Raw genomic sequence first — 20,182 nt, 5'->3', positions numbered from 1 at the left:
AGCGCGATGAGGCGGCTCAGGCCTCCTGGTCCACCCAGGACATCAGCTTGCGCAGCTTCTTGCCGGTGGTCTCCAGCAGGTGGTCGGCGTCCGCGTTCTTGTACTCGTTGTACTTCGGCAGGCCGGCCTTGTACTCGGCGATCCAGGTGTTGGCGAAGGTGCCGTCCTGGATCTCGGCGAGGACCTTCTTCATCTCGGCCTTGGTGTCGGCGGTGATGATGCGGGGGCCGGTCACGTAGTCGCCCCACTCGGCGGTCTCGGAGACCGACCAGCGCATCTTCTCCAGGCCGCCCTCGTACATCAGGTCGACGATCAGCTTCAGCTCGTGCAGGCACTCGAAGTAGGCGATCTCGGGCTGGTAGCCCGCCTCGACCAGGGTCTCGAAGCCGGCCTTGACCAGGGCGGCGGTGCCGCCGCAGAGGACGGCCTGCTCGCCGAACAGGTCGGTCTCGGTCTCCTCGGTGAAGGTGGTCTTGATGACGCCGGCCTTGGTGCCGCCGATGCCCTTGGCGTAGGACAGCGCCAGGTCGAAGGCCTTGCCGGTGGCGTCCTGCTCGACGGCCACGATGCACGGGACGCCGCGGCCCTCCTGGTACTGGCGGCGGACCAGGTGGCCCGGGCCCTTCGGGGCGACCATGCAGACGTCGACGTCGGCCGGCGGCTGGATGAAGCCGAACCGGATGTTCAGGCCGTGGCCGAAGAACAGGGCGTCGCCCGCCTTCAGGTTCGGCTCGACGGCCTCCTTGTAGACGTCGGCCTGGATCGGGTCCGGCACCAGGATCATGATGACGTCGGCCTCGGCCGCGGCCTCGGACGGGGTGACCACGCGCAGGCCGGCCTCGGCGGCGGCGGCACGGGACTTGGAGCCCTCCAGCAGGCCGACGCGGACGTCCACGCCCGAGTCGCGCAGCGACAGCGCGTGGGCGTGGCCCTGGCTGCCGTAGCCGATGACCGCGACCTTGCGGCCCTGGATGATGGACAGGTCGGCGTCGTCTTCGTAGAACAGCTCGGCCACGGGGGCACATCTCCTTGCGTGGTGGTGTTGCCGGGGGTTCCTACCGTAGGCGCACCCGGCGGGGGTCGTCGGTACTGCTTGAGTGTTGAGACGCGGCGTCGAGCGCCTGGGTCAGGCGGTGCGGTCGAGCGCACGCAGCGAGCGGTCGGTGATGGAGCGGGCGCCGCGGCCGATGGCGACCAGGCCGGACTGCACCAACTCCTTGATGCCGTAAGGCTCCAGCATCCGCAGCATGGCCTCCAGCTTGTCCGAGGAGCCGGTCGCCTCGACGGTCACCGCGTCGGGCGACACGTCGACGGTCTTGGCGCGGAACAGCTGGACGATCTCGGTGACCTGGGAGCGGGTCTCGGCGTCGGCGCGAACCTTCACCAGGATCAGCTCGCGCTGGACGGCCTGGCCCTGGTCCAGCTCCACGATCTTGATCACGTTGACCAGCTTGTTGAGCTGCTTGGTGACCTGCTCCAGCGGCAGCTCCTCGACGTTGACCACGATGGTCATCCGGGAGATGTCGGGGTGCTCGGTCGGGCCGACCGCGAGCGAGTCGATGTTGAAGCCGCGGCGGGAGAACAGCGCGGCGATCCGGGCGAGCACGCCGGGCTTGTTCTCGACCAGGACGGACAGGGTGTGCTTGGACATGGTGGTCATCGCTTTCTGACTCGTCAGTCCTGGTCGTCGCCGAAGTCGGGGCGGACGCCACGGGCGAACAGGATCTCGTCGTTGGAGGTGCCGGCGGCGACCATCGGCCAGACCATCGCGTCCTGGTGGACGATGAAGTCGATGACCACCGGACGGTCGTTGATCTCCATGGCCTGCTTGATCACGGCGTCCAGGTCCTCGGGGCGCTCGCAGCGCAGGCCGACGCAGCCCATCGCCTCGGACAGCAGCACGAAGTCCGGGATCCGGGTGCCCTGGGCGGGCGGCTCGATGCCGTCGTGGCCGGGGCCGGAGTGCAGGACGGTGTTGGAGTAGCGCTGGTTGTAGAACAGCGTCTGCCACTGGCGGACCATGCCCAGCGAGCCGTTGTTGATGACCGCGACCTTGATCGGCAGGTTGTTCAGCGTGCAGGTGGTCAGTTCCTGATTGGTCATCTGGAAGCAGCCGTCGCCGTCGATCGCCCACACCGGGGTGTCGGGCTTGCCGGCCTTGGCGCCCATGGCCGCCGGGACGGCGTAGCCCATGGTGCCGGCGCCGCCGGAGTTCAGCCAGGTCGCGGGCTTCTCGAACTGGATGAACTGGCTGGCCCACATCTGGTGCTGGCCGACGCCCGCGGCGTAGATCGCGTCCGGGCCGACCAGTTGGCCGATCCGCTCGATCACCTGCTGCGGCGACAGCCGGCCGTCGGGGGCGGGCTCCCAGCCGACCGGGTAGGTCTTCTTCCAGTGGTTGAGCTTGGTCCACCAGTCCGCGTAGTCGCCGCGGTGGCCGGCGTCGAACTCGGCCTGGACGGCGACGATCAGGTCGGCCAGCACCTCACGGGCGTCGCCGACGATCGGGACGTCCGCCGGGCGGTTCTTGCCGATCTCGGCCGGGTCGATGTCGGCGTGCACGACCTTGGCGTTCGGGGCGAACGAGTCGAGCTTGCCGGTGACCCGGTCGTCGAAGCGGGCGCCCAGGGTGAACAGCAGGTCGGACTTCTGCAGCGCGGTGACGGCGGGGACCGAGCCGTGCATGCCGGGCATGCCCAGGTGCTGCGGGTGGCTGTCCGGGAAGACGCCGATCGCCATCAGGGTGGTGACCACGGGGGCGCCGGTCAGCTCGGCCAGGATGCGCAGCTCGGTGCCGGCGTTGGCCTTGAGCACGCCGCCGCCGACGTACAGCACCGGCCGCTTCGAGTTGACCAGCAGCTTGGCGGCCTCGCGGATCTGCTTGGCGTGCGGCTTGGTGACGGGGCGGTAGCCGGGCAGCGAGGGCTCGACCGGCCAGCGGAAGGTGGTGGTGGCCTGCAGCGCGTCCTTGGCGATGTCGACCAGGACCGGGCCGGGGCGGCCGGTGGCGGCGATGTGGAACGCCTCGGCGATCACCCGGGGGATCTCGGCCGGGTCGGTGACCAGGTAGTTGTGCTTGGTGATCGGCATGGTGATGCCGCAGATGTCCGCCTCCTGGAAGGCGTCCGTGCCGATCGCCTTGGAGGTGACCTGGCCGGTGATCGCGACCATCGGCACCGAGTCCATGTAGGCGTCGGCGATCGGCGTGACCAGGTTGGTGGCGCCGGGGCCCGAGGTGGCCATGCAGACGCCGACCTTGCCGGTGGCCTGCGCGTAGCCGGTCGCGGCGTGGCCGGCGCCCTGCTCGTGGCGGACCAGGATGTGCCGGACCTTGGTGGAGTCCATCAGCGGGTCGTACGCCGGGAGGATCGCGCCGCCCGGGATGCCGAAGACCGTGTCGGCCCCCACGGCCTCGAGCGAACGGATGAGCGACTGCGCGCCGGTCATGGTCTCGATGGTCTGCTGACCCGGAGCGTGGGCGGCCGGGTGGTCCCCGCGGCGGGGGGTTGCGGCGTGCTCAGTCATCTGCCTGTCTCTTCTCGGGTTCTGCTCGGGGTGGCGCCGGCCCTGGTGGCGGTGGCCACCGGGGCGGTCTCCGGCGGTGCCTCGATCGTCCGGATTTCGGGGGGTTGAGGCCAGGGTTTCTGCGGTGGCCGACCCGGATTCGTGCAACAAAAAACCCCTCGTGCCAAGGGCATGCGAGGGGGAGGCGCGTCGGGCTGCGGTTCAGCCGACGCGCCCGCCAAGTACGAGAATTCGGGTGGTCATGGCACCGACCTTCCTCCCACGCAGTGGTGGGTGTCAAGCTGGTGGGACCGCCGTCTCACCATGCGAGCCGCCGGCCGGACCCCCCACGGTGTGCCGTTGCGGCAGCTCAAGGCCGGTGTGGTGGTGTCCCGGACGGGCCGCCGAAGCCTCCGCGAGTCCTCCCGGGCGAGGGTCCGGGGCGAGCGGCGGGCGGCGGGCGGGGCGGCCCTGGCCGGGGCGCGGCACGGGGTAGCCGCGGCGCAGCAGGGCGCGGCGCAGCCGGAGTTCGTCGAGCGGCCGGTCGAAGGCCAGGCCCTGGCCGCGCCGGCAGCCGAGCTCCTGGAGGACGGCGACCTGCCGGGGGTGGTCGACGCCGTCGGCGCCGGTGACCAGGCCGAGGTCGCGGCCGAGGCGGAGCGCGTGGCCGGCCAGCGCCCGGGTGAGGGTGGAGTCGGCGATGTCCTGGACCAGGCTGCGGTCCAGTTTGAGCGCGTCGAACGGCATCCGGGCGAGCGCGCCGAGCGAGCCGCTGCCGGCGCCGAACCCGGCGAGCGCGGTGGACACCCCGAGGCGGCGGAACGCGGCCAGCCGGCGGCCGAGTTCGTCGGCGAGCGCGTCGGGGCCGGTCCGGGCGACCTCCAGGACCAGCAGGTCGGGCGGCAGCTGGGTGTCCCGGAGGACGCCGGCCAGGGTCTCGTACATGCCGGGGGCGCAGAGCCGGTCGGCGGCGAGCCGGACGGTCACCGGGACGGGCGGGGCGGCGGGGCCGTCGGCGCGGCGGCGGGCGGCGGCGGCGACCGCCTCGGTGAGCAGCCAGCGGGCGAACCGGGTGGCGGCGTCGCCGGTGTCCGCGGTGCGCAGGAACTCGGCGGGGGTGAGCAGCATGCCTTCGGCGGAGCGCCAGCGGGCCTGTGCCTCGACGCCGGTGAGCCGGCCGCCGGCCAGGTCGACGACGGGCTGGTGGAGCAGCGCGAAGGAGCCTTCCCGGACGGCGGCGCGCAGCCGTTCCTCGAGTTCGCCGCGCCGGTCGAGTTCGGCGCGCATGGCCGGGGTGTAGAGCATGACCCGGCCCTTGCCGCGGGACTTGGCCTGGTACATCGCCAGGTCGGCGTTGCGCAGCAGTTCGTCGGCGGCGCCGGTGGCCGGCGTGTCGGCGGTGCGGGCGCGGGCGGGGTCGTCCTCGCCGGGGGCGGGCTCGGGGACGGGCAGCGGGGTGTCGGGGCCGAAGGCGATGCCGATCGAGGCGGCGACGCCGAGTTCGGCGCCGCCGATCCAGTACGGCTCGGAGAGCGCGGCGCGGATCCGTTCGGCGAGTTCGCGGACCTGCGGGTGGCCGAGCCGGCCGCGGACCAGGACCGCGAACTCGTCGCCGCCGAACCGGGCCACGGTGTCCTCGCTGCGGACGGCGGCCTGCAACCGGCGGGCGGCCTGCACCAGCAGTTCGTCGCCGACCTGGTGGCCGGCGGTGTCGTTGACGGCCTTGAAGCCGTCCAGGTCGAGGAAGAGCACGGCGACGGCGGTGCCGGCCGGCCCCTGGGCGGACAGCGCGGCCCGGACGCGGTGCGCGAACAGCGCGCGGTTGGGCAGGTCGGTGAGCGGGTCGTGGAACGCGTTGTGCTGCAACTGGGCCTGCAGGCGGACGCGTTCGGTGATGTCGCGGCTGTTGAGGATCAGCCCGTCGCGGTACGGGTTGACGGTGGATTCGACGTGCAGCCACTCCCCCTCGCCGGAGCGGATCCGGCATTCGACCCGGGCGGAGGGTTCGCCGTTGCTGAACCGGGCCCCCTTGGTGCGGGCCAGGATGCGGCGCACCTCGGCGAGCACCCGGTCGACGTCCTCGGGGTGCACCAGGTTGAGCAGGTTGCCGCCGACCAGGTCCTCGGGGTCGCGGTTGTAGACCCGCAGGGCGGCGGGGCTGACGTAGGACAGCGCGCCGGACGGTCCGGCGATCATGATGACGTCGCTGGAGCCCTGCACCAGGGAGCGGAAGTGGGCCTCCTTGGTGGCGAGTTCCTGGGCGAGGGACAGGTTGTCGAGCAGCATGACGCCCTGGCGGACGATCAGTGCGAGGCCGACGGTGCTGGCGGCGGCCAGCATCACCCGGTCCAGCGGGCGGCCGCCGAGGGCGTTGTAGAGGATCCCGGCGGTGCACACCGCGGCGGCGGCGTACGGGGTGAGGGCGCTGAACGTGGAGGCGACCCGGCGGCGCGGGACGCCCTGGGTGGAGGGGTGTTCGCGGCTGGGGCGGCGGGTGTGCGACCAGGGGGCCCAGGCGAGCAGCAGGGAGCCGGCGAACCAGCCGGCGTCCAGCAGTTCGCCGGAGTGGTAGTCGCTGTGGAACTGCGGGGTGGTGAACAGGGCGTCGCACACCACGGTGACGGCCAGGCCGATCATCGCGGTGTGCACGGCGGCCCGGTTGCGGTCCCGGCCGCGGACGTTCAGGCCGACCACCAGGCTGACCAGCAGGATGTCCAGCACGGGGTAGCCGAGGCCGAGGGCGAGCTTCAGCGGGTCGTCGCCGTCGCCGGCGGCGACCCGCCCGAGGGCCAGGCTCCAGCTGAGGGTGAACAGCGAGCCGGCCACCAGCCAGGCGTCCAGCACCAGGCAGAGCCAGCCGGCCGGGTTGCGCGGGCGCTGGGCGAGCACCAGCAGGCCGGTGATGGCCAGCGGGGCGAACAGCAGGAAGGCGAAGTCGGCGTAGGAGTCCTGCGGCAGCGGGCGGCGGAGCACCACCTCGTACCAGCCCCAGGCGGCGTTGCCGCACGCCACCATGGCGGAGGAGAGGCCGAACAGCAGCCAGGCGGGGCGGGTGTGGCCGCCCACCGCGATGCCGTGCGCCAGACAGGACAGGGCGGCCGCGAGGGCCGCTGCGGCGAGGCCGAAGTCGCCCATCACCATGGAGAGTTCGCACGACCCCCAGCCGAACCCGGCGCCCACCGCGTAGCCGGCGCAGAGCACGGCGAGCAGCGCGGCCGTGAGCCGGCGCATGGGCGAGCAGGCAGGCAGCACCGATTCGGTGGAGTTCAATCGACATCTCCCCCTCCGGCCCGCGGCCGTACCGGTGTTCCCGCTCCGGACCCTACACCAATCCGGTCACGCACCGGCACGCATACTCAACTCAGCGTAATGGTTGCCAGGTGGGGAGGGGGCCGCTCGGGGAGGTGTCGCCCGTTCGGCCCAGAACGGACCTGAGCCGCCGTCAGGCCGACTGCTGCCCGCGGTGCTTGGCGGCCTTCCACCAGGCCGGGTGGTCGCGGTACCAGTCGACGGTCTCGGCCAGACCGCGGGCGAACGGGATCCGCGGCCGGTAGCCGAGCTCCTCGCGGATCTTGCTGTCGTCCAGCGCGTAGCGCAGGTCGTGGCCCTTCCGGTCGGCGACGTGGCGCACGGCGCTCCAGTCGGCGCCGAGGCGGGCCAGCAGGAGTTCGGTGATCTGCCGGTTGGTCCGCCCGTCGCCGCCGCCGACGTTGTAGACCTCGCCGGCCCGGCCGCCTTCGAGGACCAGCTGGACGGCCCGGCAGTGGTCGTCGACGTGCAGCCACTCGCGGACGTTGGCGCCGTCGCCGTACAGCGGGACGGGCCGGCCCTCCAGCAGGTTGGTGGTGAACAGCGGGATGAGCTTCTCGGGGTGCTGGTAGGGGCCGTAGTTGTTGGAGCAGCGGGTGATCGAGACGTCCAGCCCGTGGGTGCGCCAGTAGGCCCGGGCGATCAGGTCGGAGCCGGCCTTGGAGGCGGCGTACGGCGAATTGGGGAGCAGCGGGCTCTCCTCGGTCCAGCAGCCCTGCTCCACCGACCCGTACACCTCGTCGGTGGAGACGTGGACCACCCGCCGCACGCCGGAGCGCAGTGCGGCCTCCATGACGCTCTGGGTGCCGCCGACGTTGGTGCGGACGAACTCGGCGGCCGACTCCACGGAGCGGTCGACGTGCGACTCGGCGGCGAAGTGCACCACCGCGTCGTGGCCGGGCGTCAGTCCGAGCAGCAGGTCGGGGTCGCAGATGTCGCCGTGGACGAAGTCCAGCCGGGGGTCGGCGGCCGGCAGGTTGTCGCGGTTGCCGGCGTAGGTGAGCCGGTCGACGACGGTGACCCGGGCGCCGCGCAGGCCGGGGTAGCCGTCCGCCAGCAGCGTGCGGACGTAGTGCGAGCCGATGAAGCCGGCGCCGCCGGTGACCAGGATCCTCATGTGGTTCTCTCCGTGCGAACGACGACGGTGCCCGCCCCCACTGCGGGAACGGGCACCGTGCGGAGCAGCGCAGGCCCCGGGCCGGCTTCTCCAGGCTGTACCTGACGGTCCTTACGCGGCGAGCCGCTCCAGGATCAGGTCCTTGACCTTCGCCGCGTCGGCCTGGCCGCGGGTGGCCTTCATGACCGCGCCGACCAGCGCGCCGACCGCCTGCACCTTGCCGTCGCGGATCTTCGCGGCGACGTCCGGGTTGTCGGCGATCGCCTGGTCGACGGCCGCGCCGAGCGCCGAGTCGTCGGAGACCACGGCGAGGCCGCGCTTCTCGACGACCTGGTCCGGCTCGCCCTCGCCCGCGAGGACGCCCTCGATGACCTGGCGGGCCAGCTTGTCGTTCAGCTTGCCCTCGGCGACCAGCGCGCAGACCCGGGCCACCTGGGCCGGGGTGATCGGCTGCTCGGACAGCTCGGTGCCGGTCTCGTTGGCGCGTCGCGCCAGCTCGCCCATCCACCACTTGCGGGCCTGGTCGGCCGGGGCGCCGGCCGCGATGGTGTCCGAAATCGGCTCCACCGCACCGGCGTTGAGCACCGACTGCATGTCCTTGTCGGTCAGGCCCCACTCGGCCTGCAGTCGGGCCCGGCGGACCCGCGGCATCTCCGGCAGGCCGGCCCGCAGTTCCTCGACCCACTCGCGGGCCGGGGCGACGGGGACCAGGTCGGGCTCCGGGAAGTACCGGTAGTCCTCGGCGTTGTCCTTGATCCGGCCGGAGGTGGTGGAGCCGTCCTCCTCGTGGAAGTGCCGGGTCTCCTGGACGATCGTGCCGCCGTCGGTGAGCACGGTGGCGTGCCGCATGATCTCGAACCGGGCGGCCCGCTCGACGCTGCGCAGCGAGTTGACGTTCTTGGTCTCGCTGCGGGTGCCGAACGTCGAGGTGCCGTTGGGGCGCAGCGACAGGTTGACGTCGCAGCGCATCTGGCCCTTGTCCATCCGGGCCTCGGAGACGCCCAGTGCCTTGATCAGCTCGCGCAGTTCGGAGACGTACGCCTTGGCGACCTCCGGGGCGCGGTGGCCCGCGCCGACGATCGGCTTGGTGACGATCTCGATCAGCGGGATGCCGGCCCGGTTGTAGTCGAGCAGCGAGTACTCGGCGCCGTGGATGCGGCCGGTCGCGCCGCCGACGTGGGTGGACTTGCCGGTGTCCTCCTCCATGTGGGCGCGCTCGATCTCCACGCGGAAGATCTCGCCGTCCTCCAGCTGCACGTCGAGGTAGCCGTTGAAGGCGATCGGCTCGTCGTACTGGCTGGTCTGGAAGTTCTTCGGCATGTCCGGATAGAAGTAGTTCTTCCGGGCGAAGCGGCACCACTCGGCGATCTCGCAGTTCAGCGCGAGGCCGATCCGGATCGCCGACTCGACGCCGACCGCGTTGACCACCGGCAGCGAGCCGGGCAGGCCGAGGCAGGTCGGGCAGGTCTGCGAGTTCGGCTCGGCGCCCAGCTCGGTGGAGCAGCCGCAGAACATCTTGGTCTTGGTACCCAGCTCGACGTGGACCTCAAGGCCCATCACCGGGTCGTACGAGGCGAGTGCCTCCTCGTAGGAGACCAGGCTCATGACGCTCACAGCGTCCCTTCTTCAGTCATGGAGGTTCAGCCGAGCAGGACGTCGTCGTCGCCGAGCCGCCTGAGCTCGCGGACGAGGAGCGCGGTGCCGGTGACCAGGGCGGCGGCGCCGACCAGGGCGTTGATCAGCTTGAGGGTGTCGTGGTCCTCACGGGCGTGGCGGACGTCCTTGGCGATGGAGATCGCCCCGAACGCGCTGGTGCCGATGGACAGCCACAGGCCGGGCTTCGAGTGCTTCCAGCCCTTGGCCTTCTCGATCTTGCTCATAGTGCCGGTGCCTCCTCCAGCAGGGTGTGACCCCACTTGTCGTTGAGCGCGGCCTCGACGGTTCCGCCCACGCGGTAGAGGCGGTCGTCCGCCATCGCGGGGGCGATGATCTGCAGGCCGACCGGGAGATTGTCCTCCGGGGCGAGCCCGCAGGGCAGCGACATGGCCGCATTGCCCGCCAGGTTCGAGGGAATGGTGCACAGGTCGGCGAGGTACATCGCCATCGGGTCGTCCGCCCGCTCGCCGATCGGGAACGCGGTGGTCGGCGTGGTCGGCGAGATCAGCACGTCCACGCCGGCGAACGCGGCGTCGAAGTCGCGGGAGATCAGGGTGCGGACCTTCTGCGCCGAGCCGTAGTAGGCGTCGTAGTAGCCGGAGGACAGCGCGTAGGTGCCGAGGATGATGCGGCGCTTGACCTCGTCGCCGAAGCCGGCCTCGCGGGTCAGCGCGGTGACCTGCTCGGCGGACCGGGTTCCGTCGTCGCCGACCCGCAGGCCGTAGCGCATCGCGTCGAACCGGGCGAGGTTCGAGGAGCACTCGGACGGGGCGATCAGGTAGTACGCGGGCAGCGCCAGCGTGAACGACGGGCAGGACACCTCGACGACCTCGGCGCCCAGCTCGCGCAGCAGCTCCACCGTCTCGTTGAAGCGCTGCATGACGCCGGCCTGGTAGCCCTCGCCGGCGAACTCCTTGACGACGCCGATCCGCATGCCGCGGATGTCGCGCATCTTCGCGGCCTCGACCACGGCCGGCACCGGCGCGTCGATCGAGGTGGAGTCCAGCGGGTCGTGGCCGGCGATCGCCTCGTGCAGCAGCGCCGCGTCGAGCACGGTGCGGGCGCACGGGCCGCCCTGGTCGAGCGAGGACGAGAACGCGACCAGGCCGTAGCGGGACACCGCGCCGTAGGTCGGCTTGACGCCGACGGTGCCGGTGACGGCGCCGGGCTGGCGGATCGAGCCGCCGGTGTCGGTGCCGATCGCGAGCGGGGCCTCGAACGCGGCGAGCGCGGCCGCGGAGCCGCCGCCGGAGCCGCCGGGGATCCGGGTCAGGTCCCAGGGGTTGCCGGTCGGGCCGTACGCCGAGTTCTCGGTGGAGGAGCCCATCGCGAACTCGTCCATGTTGGTCTTGCCGAGGATGACGACGTCCGCGTCCTTCAGACGGCGCGTCAGGGTGGCGTCGTAGGGCGGGATCCAGCCCTCGAGCATCTTCGACCCGCAGGTGGTCGGGATGCCCTTGGTGGTGAAGACGTCCTTCAGCGCGAGCGGCACGCCGGCCAGCGGGCTCAGCGGCTCGCCCTTGGCGCGCTTGTCGTCGACCTTGCGGGCGGCGGCCAGCGCGCCCTCGCCGTCGACGTGCAGGAAGGCGTTGACCTTCTTGTCGACGGCGTCGATCCGGTCCAGGTGGGCCTGGGCGACCTCGACCGCCGAGACCTCGCCGGTGGCGATCGCGGTGGCCGTCTCGGCCGCCGTGTACTTGATCAGCTCGGTCATCTCGGTCAGTCCTCCCCGAGGATCTGCGGCACGCGGAAACGCTGGTCCTCACTGGCCGGGGCGCCGGACAGCGCCTGCTCCGGGGTCAGCGACTGTCGCACCTCGTCCGCCCGCATGACGTTGCTCAGCGGGAGCGGGTGGGAGGTCGGCGGGACGTCCTGCCCCGCGACCTCGGAAACGCGGGCGACCGCGCCGATGATCACGTCGAGCTGCTCGGCGAAGTGGTCCAACTCCTCCGCCTGCAACTCAAGACGCGACAGCCGGGCGAGGTGGGCGACCTCCTCGCGCGTGATGCCAGGCATGCAGCGATCCTCAAGGGTGAGTTCTGGTAGACCGGGCGGCCCTGGGCACACCCGTCCTTTCGGTCCAGTGACCCATCCTATGGCCAGCGGGGGCACCTTCAGGGGCGCGGGGAACCGCGCGGACCGCCGGGCACGCGCGGAAGGGTCCGTCCGGGGACGGAACCGGCCTCCCCGGACGGACCCTCGCGGGCGGTCGGCTACCGCGGCAGCGACTCCACCGGCGCCACCTCCGCGCGCCGCACCTGCAGCCACGCGGTGGCCTGGTCGGCGGGCAGCGCGGCGGACACCAGCCAGCCCTGGACGGCGTCCACGCCCAGGTCGTGCAGGCGCTCCCAGGTCTCGTCGTCCTCGACGCCCTCGGCGACCACGGTCAGGCCCAGCGAGTGGGCGAGTTCGACGGAGCAGCGGACCACGGCCGCGTCGTGGTCGTCGGCGACCATCCGGGAGACGAACGAGCGGTCGATCTTCAGCTCGCCGACCGGGAGGCTGCGCAGCCGCACCAGCGAGGAGTGCCCGGTGCCGAAGTCGTCCAGCGACATCCGCACGCCGTAGCGGCGCAGTTCGGCGAGGGTGTCGGCGGCGCGCCGGCTGTCGTCCAGCAGCAGCCGTTCGGTGATCTCCAGTTGGAGCGCCTCGGCGGGCACCTGGTGCCGGGTGAGGTGGCCGGCGACCCGGGCGGCGAAACCCGGATTGAGCACGTCGCGCGGCGACACGTTGACGGCGACCGGCACCATCAGGCCCTGGTGGCGCCAGCGGGCGATCTGCCCGACGGCGCTCTCCAGCACGTAGTCGGTGAGCCGGGGCATCAGCCCGGACGACTCGGCGAGGCTGATGAACTCGTCGGGGGGCACCCGCCCCTGTCCGGGCCGCTCCCAGCGCACCAGCGCCTCCAGGCCGACCACCCGGCCGTCGAAGGCGACCTTCGGCTGGTAGTGCAGCGCGACCTCGTTCATCTCCAGCGCGCGCCGCAGGTCGCCGAGCAGGCCGATCCGGTACGGGGTGTCCAGGTCCCGGGCCTCGTCGTACAGTTCGACGCCGCTGCGGCTGTGCTGGGCGTGGCCCATCGCCACGTCGGCCCGCCGCAGAAGCGATTCTGCGTCCTGGGCGTGCGTCGGGTGGATGCAGACCCCGGCACTCGCCTCCAGCACCAGCAGCAGGCCGTCCAGCCGGATCGGCGCGGCGAGTTCGGCGATCAGCCCCTTGGCGATCTTCTCCAGCAGGTCGGGGTTGCCGACCCCGGGGAGCAGCACCGCGAACTCGTCGCCGCCCATCCTGGCCACCACCGGGCGGCCCCCGCGCCGTACCTGCGGGGTCAGCACGGCGGTGTCCGGGCACTGGGTGAAGCTCGGTCCGCTGCGCAGGGCGCGGTGCAGCCGCCGGGCGATGTGCACCAGCAGCCGGTCGCCGGCGGTGTGCCCGAGCGCGTCGTTCAGCGACCGGAAGCGGTCCAGGTCCAGCAGGATCAGACCGACGCAGTACTCGGGGTCGTTCTCGTGCGCGGCCAGCGCCTCCTGCGTGGCGAGCAGCAGCGCCTGCCGGTTGGGCAGGTCGGTGAGCGGGTCGGTGAGCTGGTCTCTCGCCCGGTCCCGGGCGATCCGCCAGGCGGCGACCAGGACGGCCAGCGGAACCGCGAACAGCGGCAGCAGTTCGGGTTCGTAGCGGTACACCAGGACGGCCAGCGGGATCAGCGGCGCGGCCCCGGCCAGCAGGACGCCGAGCAGCAGCACCGCCCCCGCCATCCCCTGCGGCGGGCGTGTGGGCGCGCCGCCGGTCGTACGATCCATAAGCCCAGTCCTCCGTCGGGCCCGCCCCCGCTGGGCCGCCTCACGGTGAGGCACCCCCTCCTCGGGATGCCGGTGGACGTCAGACGAGGGCGTGTCCCCGGGGGCACCGGCAGAACCGGTGCCACACACTCCTGCTGACAGTTCGTAGCGCCCAGGGTAAGCCGGGGCCCGCCGTCGGGGCGCACTTTCCGGTCACCTCCGAGCGCAACGTCATATCCGCGCGCTGCTCAGTGACACAATGCCCGATTTCACTCTCGAACACCCGACTGACCCGGCATCAGGACGGTAACGACCCGTCAGGAAACCTCCTCCTCCGGCACTTCTCCGGCATTTTCCCCGCCGTTCGCGTCCTCGACGGGCAGCCCGAGGTGCCGGCGGGCCGCGTCGGCGCCCTGCTCCAGCAGCACCTCGAAGCCGGCGTCGTCCAGCACCGGGACGCCCAACTGCACCGCCTTGTCGTACTTCGAGCCGGGGTTGTCGCCGACCACCACGAAGTGCGTCTTCTTCGACACCGAGCCGGTCACCTTCGCCCCGCGCGAGGTCAGCGCCTCCTTCGCGCCGTCCCGGGTGTGCCCGGCGAGCGTGCCGGTGACCACCACGGTCAGGCCCTCCAGCGGGCGTTCGCCCTCGTCCTCGCCGGCCTCCTCGGTGAACCGGACGCCCGCGTCGCGCCACTTGCGGAGGATCTCCCGGTGCCACTCCTCGGCGTACCACTCCTTGATGGAGCGGGCGATGGTCGGCCCGACGCCCTCGACGGCGGCGAGTTCGGTCTCGTCGGCGGCGAAGACGCGGTCCAGGTCGCGGAACTCGCGGGCCAGCTCCTGGGCGGCGACCGGGCCGACGTGACGGATCGACAGGCCGTTCAGGAACCGCCACAGCGGGCGGTCCTTGGCCTTGGCCAGGTTGTCCAGCAGCACGCCGGTGTTCTTCTTGGGCGCGCCGGCCGTGGTGGCGAAGAAGGAGACCTTCTTCTCCTTGCCGGTCCTGTCGTCCAGCTTGGGCATGCCGGTCTTCGGGTCGCGCACCAGCACCTTGATCGGCAGCAGCTGTTCCTCGGTCAGGCCGAAGATGTCGCCCTCGTCCCCGACCGGCGGGTCGGCGGGCTCCAGCGGCTGGGTGAGGGCGGTCGCCGCGACGTAGCCGAGTCCCTCGACGTCCAGGCACTGCCGGCCGCCGAGGAAGGCGATCCGCTCGCGGACCTGCGCCGGGCAGTGCTGGGCGTTCGGGCAGCGCAGGTCGATGTCGCCCTCGGCCATCGGGCGCAGCTCGGTGCCGCACTCCGGGCAGTGGGTGGGCATCTCGAACGCCCGCTCGGTGCCGTCGCGCAGGTCGTAGACCGGGCCGAGGATCTCCGGGATCACGTCGCCGGCCTTGCGCAGCACGACGGTGTCGCCGAGCAGCACGTCCTTGGCCTTGACGATCTGCTGGTTGTGCAGCGTCGCGTACTGCACCATCGAGCCGGCCACCTTGACCGGCTCGGCCAGCACCGCGTACGGGGTGGCGCGGCCGGTGCGGCCGATGCCGATCTTGATCTCGGCGAGCCGGCCGGTGACCTCCTCCGGCGGGTACTTCCAGGCGATCGCCCAGCGCGGCGACTTGGAGGTGGAGCCGAGCCGGCCCTGCAGGGCGATCTCGTCGACCTTGACCACGACGCCGTCGATCTCGTGCTCGACGGAGTGCCGCTGCTCGCCGAAGTGCTGGATGAACGCCCGGACCTCGTCCATCGTGCCGACCACCTTGTTGTGCCGGGCGGTGGGCAGGCCCCAGTCGTGCAGCAGCCGGTAGGCGTGCGACTGGCAGTCGATGTCGAAGCCGACCCGGGCGCCGATGCCGTGCACCACCATCCGCAGCGGGCGGGCGGCGGTGATCAGCGGGTCCTTCTGGCGCAACGATCCTGCGGCGGCGTTCCGCGGGTTCATGAACAGCCGGATCATCGCCCGGGGCCGCTTGCCCTCCTTGGCGCGCTCCTCGTTCTCCTGCCGGCGGCGCTCGTTCTCCGCCGCGAACGAGGCGTTCAGCGCGTCGAACTCCTCGGTGGGGAAGTACACCTCGCCGCGGATCTCCACCAGGGCGGGCACGTTCTCGCCCTTGAGCCGGTGCGGGATCTCCTTGATGGTGCGGACGTTGGCGGTGATGTCCTCGCCGACCCGGCCGTCGCCGCGGGTGGCGGCCTGCACCAGCACCCCGTTCTCGTACGTCAGGTTGACGGCGAGGCCGTCGACCTTGAGTTCGCACAGGTAGTGGTAGTCGATGCCGGACAGTTCGGTGGCGACCCGCTCGGCCCAGGCGGCGAGTTCGTCCGCGTCCATCGCGTTGTCCAGGCTGAGCAGCCGCTCCCGGTGCTCGACCGGGGCGAACAGCACGGTCGGCGCGCCGCCGACCTTCTGGGTCGGCGAGTCGGGCGTCACCAGCGCCGGGTGCTCGGCCTCCAGTGCCTCCAACTCGCGCATCAGGGCGTCGAATTCGGCGTCGCTGACGGTCGGCGCGTCCAGCTCGTAGTACCGGGAGCGGTGCTCCTCGATCTCGGTCGCCAGTTCGGCGTGCCGGGTCCGCACCTCCGCCGGGACGTCCTCCCAGCCCTCCACAGCAGCCGCCACCGGGCCCTCCTCGCTCGTCACTCCGGGTTGTCCACCAGGCTCCGCGCCGCCTTCACGGTCTGTGCCAGCGCCCGCCGGGCGTACGCCGGGGAGGCCCCCGCCAGCCCGCACGTCGGCGTCACCACGACCCGGCGGCCCAGGAGCTCCGGGGCCAGCCCCAGCCTGCGCCACAACGTCCTGACACCCTGGACACTACCGGCCGGGTCCGACGATTCGACGTCGGTGGACGGCACCACACCGGCGAGAATCAGCGTCCCGCCCTCGATCGCCTCGCCCAGGTCGTCGTCGTGACGCTCCGTCAGCAGCCCGAAGTCCAGGCTGATCCCGGCCACCCCGGCCCGGCGCAGCAGCGGGATCGGCACCTCGGGCGCGCAACTGTGCACCAGCACCGGGGCGTCCACCCCCCGGATCACCTCGCGCAGCGTCTGCTCGGCGAGTTGGCGGTCGATCGCGCGCAGCCGCTGGAAGCCGCTGGCGGTCCGCACCGAGCCGGCCAGCACGGCGGGCAGCAGCGGCTCGTCCAGTTGCAGCACCGGGGTCGCTCCCGGCACCCGGCGGCGGACGTCGTCCAGGTGCCGGCGCAGGCCCTCGGTCAGCGACTCGGCGATGTCCCGGCAGGCGCCCGGGTCGCTGAGCGCCTTCTCGCCGTGCCGGAGCTCGATCGACCCGGCGAGCGTCCACGGCCCGACCGCCTGGACCTTGAGCAGGCCGTCATAGCCCTGGGTGTACTCCTCCAGCGCGTCCAGGTCCTCGCCCAGCCAGGAGCGGGCCCGCTTGGTGTCCCGCCCGGGGTGGTCGGTGAACCGCCAGCCGCTGGGCTCGGTCTGCACGAACAGCTCGGCCAGCAGGCCGGCGCCGCGCCCGATCATGTCGGCGCCGGGCCCGCGCCCGGGCAGTTCCGGCAGGTGCGGCAGCTGCTCCAGTTCCGCGGTCACCCCCCGGACCATGTCCCGCACGTCCCCGCCGGGCATCGATCCCACGCCGGTCGCGGCCCCGACGAGCTTCCCGAAAACGTCCACGTCAGTCACGGGACAGAGCCTACGCAGCGGACCGGGCCGCCGTGGATCCGCCCGCCGGAGTGCGGTGTCCGAATTCCGCTGGCGGGCCGCCCGGCGCTGCCCCGAGAATCCGGGCTGTGACCACTCTTCCGCCGGGAATCCGGATCATGCACCGCGGCGCCGCCCCGCAGGTGCACCCCACCGCCTGGATCGCGCCGACCGCCACCCTGGTCGGCGACGTCCGGATCGGGCCGCACGCCCGGGTGATGTACGGCGCCGTGCTCGACGCGGAGGGCTCGCACGTCGAGGTCGGCGAGTCGACGGTGGTGTGCGAGAACGCCGTCCTGCGGGCCTCCGCCGTCGCCGCCGACCAGCCCGTCGTCCTCGGCGACCACGTGTTCGTCGGCCCGCACGCCACGCTGCTCGGCTGTACCGTGCAGCGCTGCTGCTACCTGGCGGGCTCGGCGAGCGTGCTGCAGGAGGCGCGGGTCGGCGCGGGCGCGGTGGTGGCCGTGGCCGCGCTGGTCCACGCCCGCACGGTGCTCCCGGACGAGTTCTTCGTCCCGCCGCACACCCTCGCCGTCGGCGACCCGGTCCGGCTGCTGGCCCCCGGGGACCCGGACGTCCCGGAGGCCCTCGGCCGCCTCGGCTTCGCCGGCACCGCGTTCGGCGTCGACGCCTCGTGGACCGACCGGCTCGCCCGGCACGAGCGCATCGCCGAGGTCCGCGGGCGGGAGTTCGCCGCCCACCGGGACGACCGGCCCGCCGCCGGCTGACCGGGCCCGGTGCTACTGGCCGGGGCGGACGGTGATCTCGGCGTCCCGGGGCAGGTCGAGCGCGGTGAGGATCGCGGTGGCGACGGACTCGGGGGCGATCCACTTCGCCGGGTCGTACTCCTTGCCCTCCTGCTGGTGCACCTTCACCTGCATCGCGGTGGCCGTCCGCCCCGGGTAGACCGTGGTGACGCGCACCCCGTTGGCGTGCTCCTCCTGCCGCAGCGCGTCGGCCAGCGCCCGGACGGCGAACTTGCTCGCCGCGTACGAGCCCCAGGTGGGGTCCGCGCGCAGGCCGGCGCCGGAGTTGACGAACACCACGTGGCCGCGGGCCAGCCGGAGCGAGGGCAGCAGCAGGCGGGTGATCTCGGCGGGCGCGACGGTGTTGACGTTCAGCTGCTGCTGCCACGCCTTGACCGGGGTCTCGCCGACGGTGCCGAGCTCGACCACGCCGGCGATGTGCAGCAGCGAGTCGAGTTCGACGGGCAGCGCCTGGTGGCCGAACGCCCAGGACAGCTTGGCGGGGTCGTCGAGGTCGCCGACCAGGGTCCGCGCCTCGGGGTGGCGCTCGCGCAGCTGGGCGGCGCGGCGGGCGTCCCGGGCGAGCAGCCAGAGCTCCTCGCCGCGGGCGGCGAGCTTGTCGGCGACGGCGGCGCCGATGCCGGAGCCGGCACCGGTGATCAGGTGGACACCCATGGGATTCCTCAGTTCTGCTGGACGGTCAGCCGGGCGAGGGCCTCGGCGGGAGTCTGCGCGAAAGCCACCAGCTCGGCGAGCGGACGCGGCAGGAACCCGTCGCTGTCCATCCGTTCGAGCTGCGTCCGCAGGCCGGTGTAGAAGCCCTCGGTGTCGAGCAGCACCACCGGCTTGTCGTGGTGGCCGTGCTTCTTCAGCTCCAGCACCTCGGTGACCTCGTCGAGCGTGCCCAGGCCGCCGACCAGCACCACCAGCGCGTCGCCGCGTGCCAGCAGCTCCGCCTTCCGGGTCGCCAGGTCGGGCGTCACCACCAGCTCGTCGGCGCCCTCGTACGCCTTGTGCCGCAGGAACTCCACGGAGACGCCGACCAGCCGCCCGCCGGCCTCCTTCACCTCGTCGGCCAGCAGGCCCATCAGCCCGGTGTGCGACCCGCCCCACACCAGCGTGTGCCCGCCGGCCCCGAGCAGTCGGGCGAACTCCGCCGCCGGGGCGGTGTACTTGGCGTCGAGCAGGTTCGCCGAACAGAAGACCGTGATGTTCATAGTGCGACCAGTCCTATCACCGCCCGCCACGGCCGGGTCAACCCGGTATTGCCGGCCTAGACCTCGACGGCCCGCTCGGTGGTGGCGATGGTCGCCGAGCCGACCACCCGGGTGCCGTCGTACAGCACCACGGCCTGGCCGGGGGCGATGCCGCGGGCGGGGGTGTCGAGGCGGACGTGGAGCTGATCGTCCGTCAGGACGGCGGTGACCGGCACCTCTTCGCCGTGGGCCCGGAGCTGCGCGGTGTAGCGGCCCTCGCCGGCCGCCGGGGTGCCGCACCAGCGGGGGCGGATGGCGGTCAGGGCGTGCACGTCGAGTCCGCTCGCGGGGCCGACGGTGACGGTGTTGTTCACCGGCGAGATGTCGAGCACGTAGCGCGGCTTGCCGTCCGCGGCGGGGCGGCCGAGCCGCAGGCCCTTGCGCTGGCCGATGGTGAAGCCGTACGCGCCGTCGTGCTCGCCGAGCTTGGTGCCGTCGGTGTCGAGGATGTCGCCGGTGGCCGTGCCGAGCCGGGCGGCGAGGAAGCCCTGGGTGTCGCCGTCGGCGATGAAGCAGATGTCGTGGCTGTCGGGCTTCTTGGCGACGGCGAGGCCGCGCCGGTCGGCCTCCTCGCGGATGACGTCCTTGGTGGTGTCGCCCAGCGGGAACAGCGAGTGGGCGAGCTGCTCGGCGTCGAGCACGCCGAGCACGTACGACTGGTCCTTCGCGGCGTCGACCGCCCGGTGCAGTTCGCGGGTGCCGTCGGGCAGGTCGACGATCCGGGCGTAGTGGCCGGTGCAGACGGCGTCGAAGCCGAGCGCGATCGCCTTGTCGAGCAGGGCGGCGAACTTGATCTTCTCGTTGCATCGCAGGCACGGGTTGGGGGTGCGCCCGGCGGCGTACTCGGCGACGAAGTCCTCGATCACGTCCTCGCGGAAGCGCTCCGCCAAGTCCCAGACGTAGAACGGGATCCCGATCACGTCGGCGGCCCGGCGGGCGTCCCTGGAGTCCTCCAGGGTGCAGCAGCCGCGCGCGCCGGTGCGGAAGGACTGCGGGTTGCTGGCGAGCGCCAGGTGGACGCCGGTCACCTCGTGGCCCGCTTCGACGGCCCGGGCGGCGGCGACGGCGGAGTCGACGCCGCCGGACATCGCGGCGAGCACGCGCAGACGGCCGGTGGACGGGGTGGTCGGGGCGCCGGGGAAGTCAGTCAT

General features: G+C 72.5%; 15 protein-coding genes and 1 pseudogene. 1 reads left to right on the top strand and 15 read right to left on the bottom strand.

Annotated features, from left to right (window positions below):
• Positions 1–16: 16 nt before the first annotated feature.
• The 12 genes and pseudogenes from ilvC to ACFV1L_RS04375 form a co-directional block, all read right to left on the bottom strand.
• Complete coding sequence (gene ilvC / locus ACFV1L_RS04430) at positions 17–1,015, bottom strand: ketol-acid reductoisomerase (protein ID WP_380362760.1); 999 nt, start codon at positions 1,013–1,015, stop codon at positions 17–19.
• Between the two features lie 111 nt (positions 1,016–1,126).
• Positions 1,127–1,651, bottom strand: coding sequence for an acetolactate synthase small subunit (gene ilvN, locus ACFV1L_RS04425; RefSeq protein ID WP_380362812.1), 525 nt, complete (start codon positions 1,649–1,651; stop codon positions 1,127–1,129).
• A 23-nt stretch (positions 1,652–1,674) separates the two neighbouring features.
• Positions 1,675–3,525 carry an acetolactate synthase large subunit gene (locus ACFV1L_RS04420; protein ID WP_380362758.1) on the bottom strand — a complete coding sequence of 617 codons (1,851 nt, stop codon included), beginning with the start codon at positions 3,523–3,525 and terminating at the stop codon, positions 1,675–1,677.
• 276 nt (positions 3,526–3,801) lie between these two features.
• On the bottom strand, positions 3,802–6,735 hold the full coding sequence (locus ACFV1L_RS04415) for a putative bifunctional diguanylate cyclase/phosphodiesterase (RefSeq protein ID WP_380362810.1): 2,934 nt from the start codon (positions 6,733–6,735) through the stop codon (positions 3,802–3,804).
• Positions 6,736–6,946: 211 nt separating this feature from the next.
• On the bottom strand, positions 6,947–7,930 hold the full coding sequence (gene rfbB / locus ACFV1L_RS04410) for a dTDP-glucose 4,6-dehydratase (RefSeq protein WP_380362757.1): 984 nt from the start codon (positions 7,928–7,930) through the stop codon (positions 6,947–6,949).
• Positions 7,931–8,041: 111 nt separating this feature from the next.
• Entirely contained in the window at positions 8,042–9,544 is a 1,503-nt protein-coding gene (gene gatB, locus ACFV1L_RS04405; protein WP_380362755.1) for an Asp-tRNA(Asn)/Glu-tRNA(Gln) amidotransferase subunit GatB, read from the bottom strand.
• A 26-nt stretch (positions 9,545–9,570) separates the two neighbouring features.
• Entirely contained in the window at positions 9,571–9,810 is a 240-nt protein-coding gene (locus tag ACFV1L_RS04400) for a hypothetical protein (protein WP_380362753.1), read from the bottom strand.
• The gene (gene gatA / locus ACFV1L_RS04395; RefSeq protein WP_380362752.1) at positions 9,807–11,300 is read right to left on the bottom strand and encodes an Asp-tRNA(Asn)/Glu-tRNA(Gln) amidotransferase subunit GatA; all 1,494 of its coding nucleotides are present in this window, start codon (positions 11,298–11,300) and stop codon (positions 9,807–9,809) included. Before gatA ends, ACFV1L_RS04400 begins: the two co-directional genes overlap by 4 nt.
• Before the next feature lie 5 nt (positions 11,301–11,305).
• On the bottom strand, positions 11,306–11,602 hold the full coding sequence (gene gatC, locus ACFV1L_RS04390) for an Asp-tRNA(Asn)/Glu-tRNA(Gln) amidotransferase subunit GatC (RefSeq protein WP_035866399.1): 297 nt from the start codon (positions 11,600–11,602) through the stop codon (positions 11,306–11,308).
• Between the two features lie 10 nt (positions 11,603–11,612).
• Positions 11,613–13,323, bottom strand: a pseudogene (locus tag ACFV1L_RS04385) (putative bifunctional diguanylate cyclase/phosphodiesterase); the annotation flags it as partial.
• A 359-nt stretch (positions 13,324–13,682) separates the two neighbouring features.
• Complete coding sequence (gene ligA, locus ACFV1L_RS04380) at positions 13,683–15,983, bottom strand: NAD-dependent DNA ligase LigA (protein WP_380362750.1); 2,301 nt, start codon at positions 15,981–15,983, stop codon at positions 13,683–13,685.
• A gap of 17 nt (positions 15,984–16,000) precedes the next feature.
• The gene (locus ACFV1L_RS04375) at positions 16,001–16,954 is read right to left on the bottom strand and encodes a methionine synthase (RefSeq protein ID WP_380362808.1); all 954 of its coding nucleotides are present in this window, start codon (positions 16,952–16,954) and stop codon (positions 16,001–16,003) included.
• Positions 16,955–17,118: 164 nt separating this feature from the next.
• Between ACFV1L_RS04375 and ACFV1L_RS04370 the strand changes: the two genes are divergently transcribed.
• Positions 17,119–17,757, top strand: a complete 639-nt coding sequence (locus tag ACFV1L_RS04370) for a gamma carbonic anhydrase family protein (protein ID WP_380362749.1) — start codon at positions 17,119–17,121, stop codon at positions 17,755–17,757.
• 12 nt (positions 17,758–17,769) lie between these two features.
• Here ACFV1L_RS04370 and ACFV1L_RS04365 read toward each other — a convergent pair whose 3' ends face one another.
• From ACFV1L_RS04365 to mnmA, 3 genes are read right to left on the bottom strand one after another with little or no spacing between them, the layout of a single operon-like run.
• Entirely contained in the window at positions 17,770–18,450 is a 681-nt protein-coding gene (locus ACFV1L_RS04365) for an SDR family oxidoreductase (RefSeq protein ID WP_380362748.1), read from the bottom strand.
• An 8-nt stretch (positions 18,451–18,458) separates the two neighbouring features.
• The gene (locus tag ACFV1L_RS04360; protein ID WP_380362746.1) at positions 18,459–18,992 is read right to left on the bottom strand and encodes a TIGR00730 family Rossman fold protein; all 534 of its coding nucleotides are present in this window, start codon (positions 18,990–18,992) and stop codon (positions 18,459–18,461) included.
• 56 nt (positions 18,993–19,048) lie between these two features.
• A complete protein-coding gene (mnmA, locus tag ACFV1L_RS04355) occupies positions 19,049–20,182 on the bottom strand; it encodes a tRNA 2-thiouridine(34) synthase MnmA (protein WP_380362744.1) in 1,134 nt (377 codons plus the stop codon).

Origin of the sequence: Kitasatospora sp. NPDC059646 (assembly GCF_042734615.1) — a bacterium.
Taxonomy (GTDB): Bacteria; Actinomycetota; Actinomycetes; order Streptomycetales; family Streptomycetaceae; genus Kitasatospora.
The sequence above is the reverse complement of the archived record's forward strand: the minus strand, read 5'-3'. Positions and strand labels throughout refer to the sequence as shown.

Excerpts from the sequence above, each read along its gene's own strand:
- ACFV1L_RS04420 (WP_380362758.1), bottom strand. The coding sequence starts at position 3,525 with ATGACTGAGCACGCCGCAACCCCCCGCCGCGGGGACCACCCGGCCGCC.
- ACFV1L_RS04360 (WP_380362746.1), bottom strand. The coding sequence starts at position 18,992 with ATGAACATCACGGTCTTCTGTTCGGCGAACCTGCTCGACGCCAAGTAC.
- ACFV1L_RS04415 (WP_380362810.1), bottom strand. The coding sequence starts at position 6,735 with ATGCGCCGGCTCACGGCCGCGCTGCTCGCCGTGCTCTGCGCCGGCTAC.
- gatA (WP_380362752.1), bottom strand. The coding sequence starts at position 11,300 with ATGACCGAGCTGATCAAGTACACGGCGGCCGAGACGGCCACCGCGATC.
- ACFV1L_RS04375 (WP_380362808.1), bottom strand. The coding sequence starts at position 16,954 with ATGCCCGGCGGGGACGTGCGGGACATGGTCCGGGGGGTGACCGCGGAA.
- ACFV1L_RS04365 (WP_380362748.1), bottom strand. The coding sequence starts at position 18,450 with ATGGGTGTCCACCTGATCACCGGTGCCGGCTCCGGCATCGGCGCCGCC.
- ilvN (WP_380362812.1), bottom strand. The coding sequence starts at position 1,651 with ATGTCCAAGCACACCCTGTCCGTCCTGGTCGAGAACAAGCCCGGCGTG.
- ACFV1L_RS04400 (WP_380362753.1), bottom strand. The coding sequence starts at position 9,810 with ATGAGCAAGATCGAGAAGGCCAAGGGCTGGAAGCACTCGAAGCCCGGC.
- rfbB (WP_380362757.1), bottom strand. The coding sequence starts at position 7,930 with ATGAGGATCCTGGTCACCGGCGGCGCCGGCTTCATCGGCTCGCACTAC.
- gatC (WP_035866399.1), bottom strand. The coding sequence starts at position 11,602 with ATGCCTGGCATCACGCGCGAGGAGGTCGCCCACCTCGCCCGGCTGTCG.
- mnmA (WP_380362744.1), bottom strand. The coding sequence starts at position 20,182 with ATGACTGACTTCCCCGGCGCCCCGACCACCCCGTCCACCGGCCGTCTG.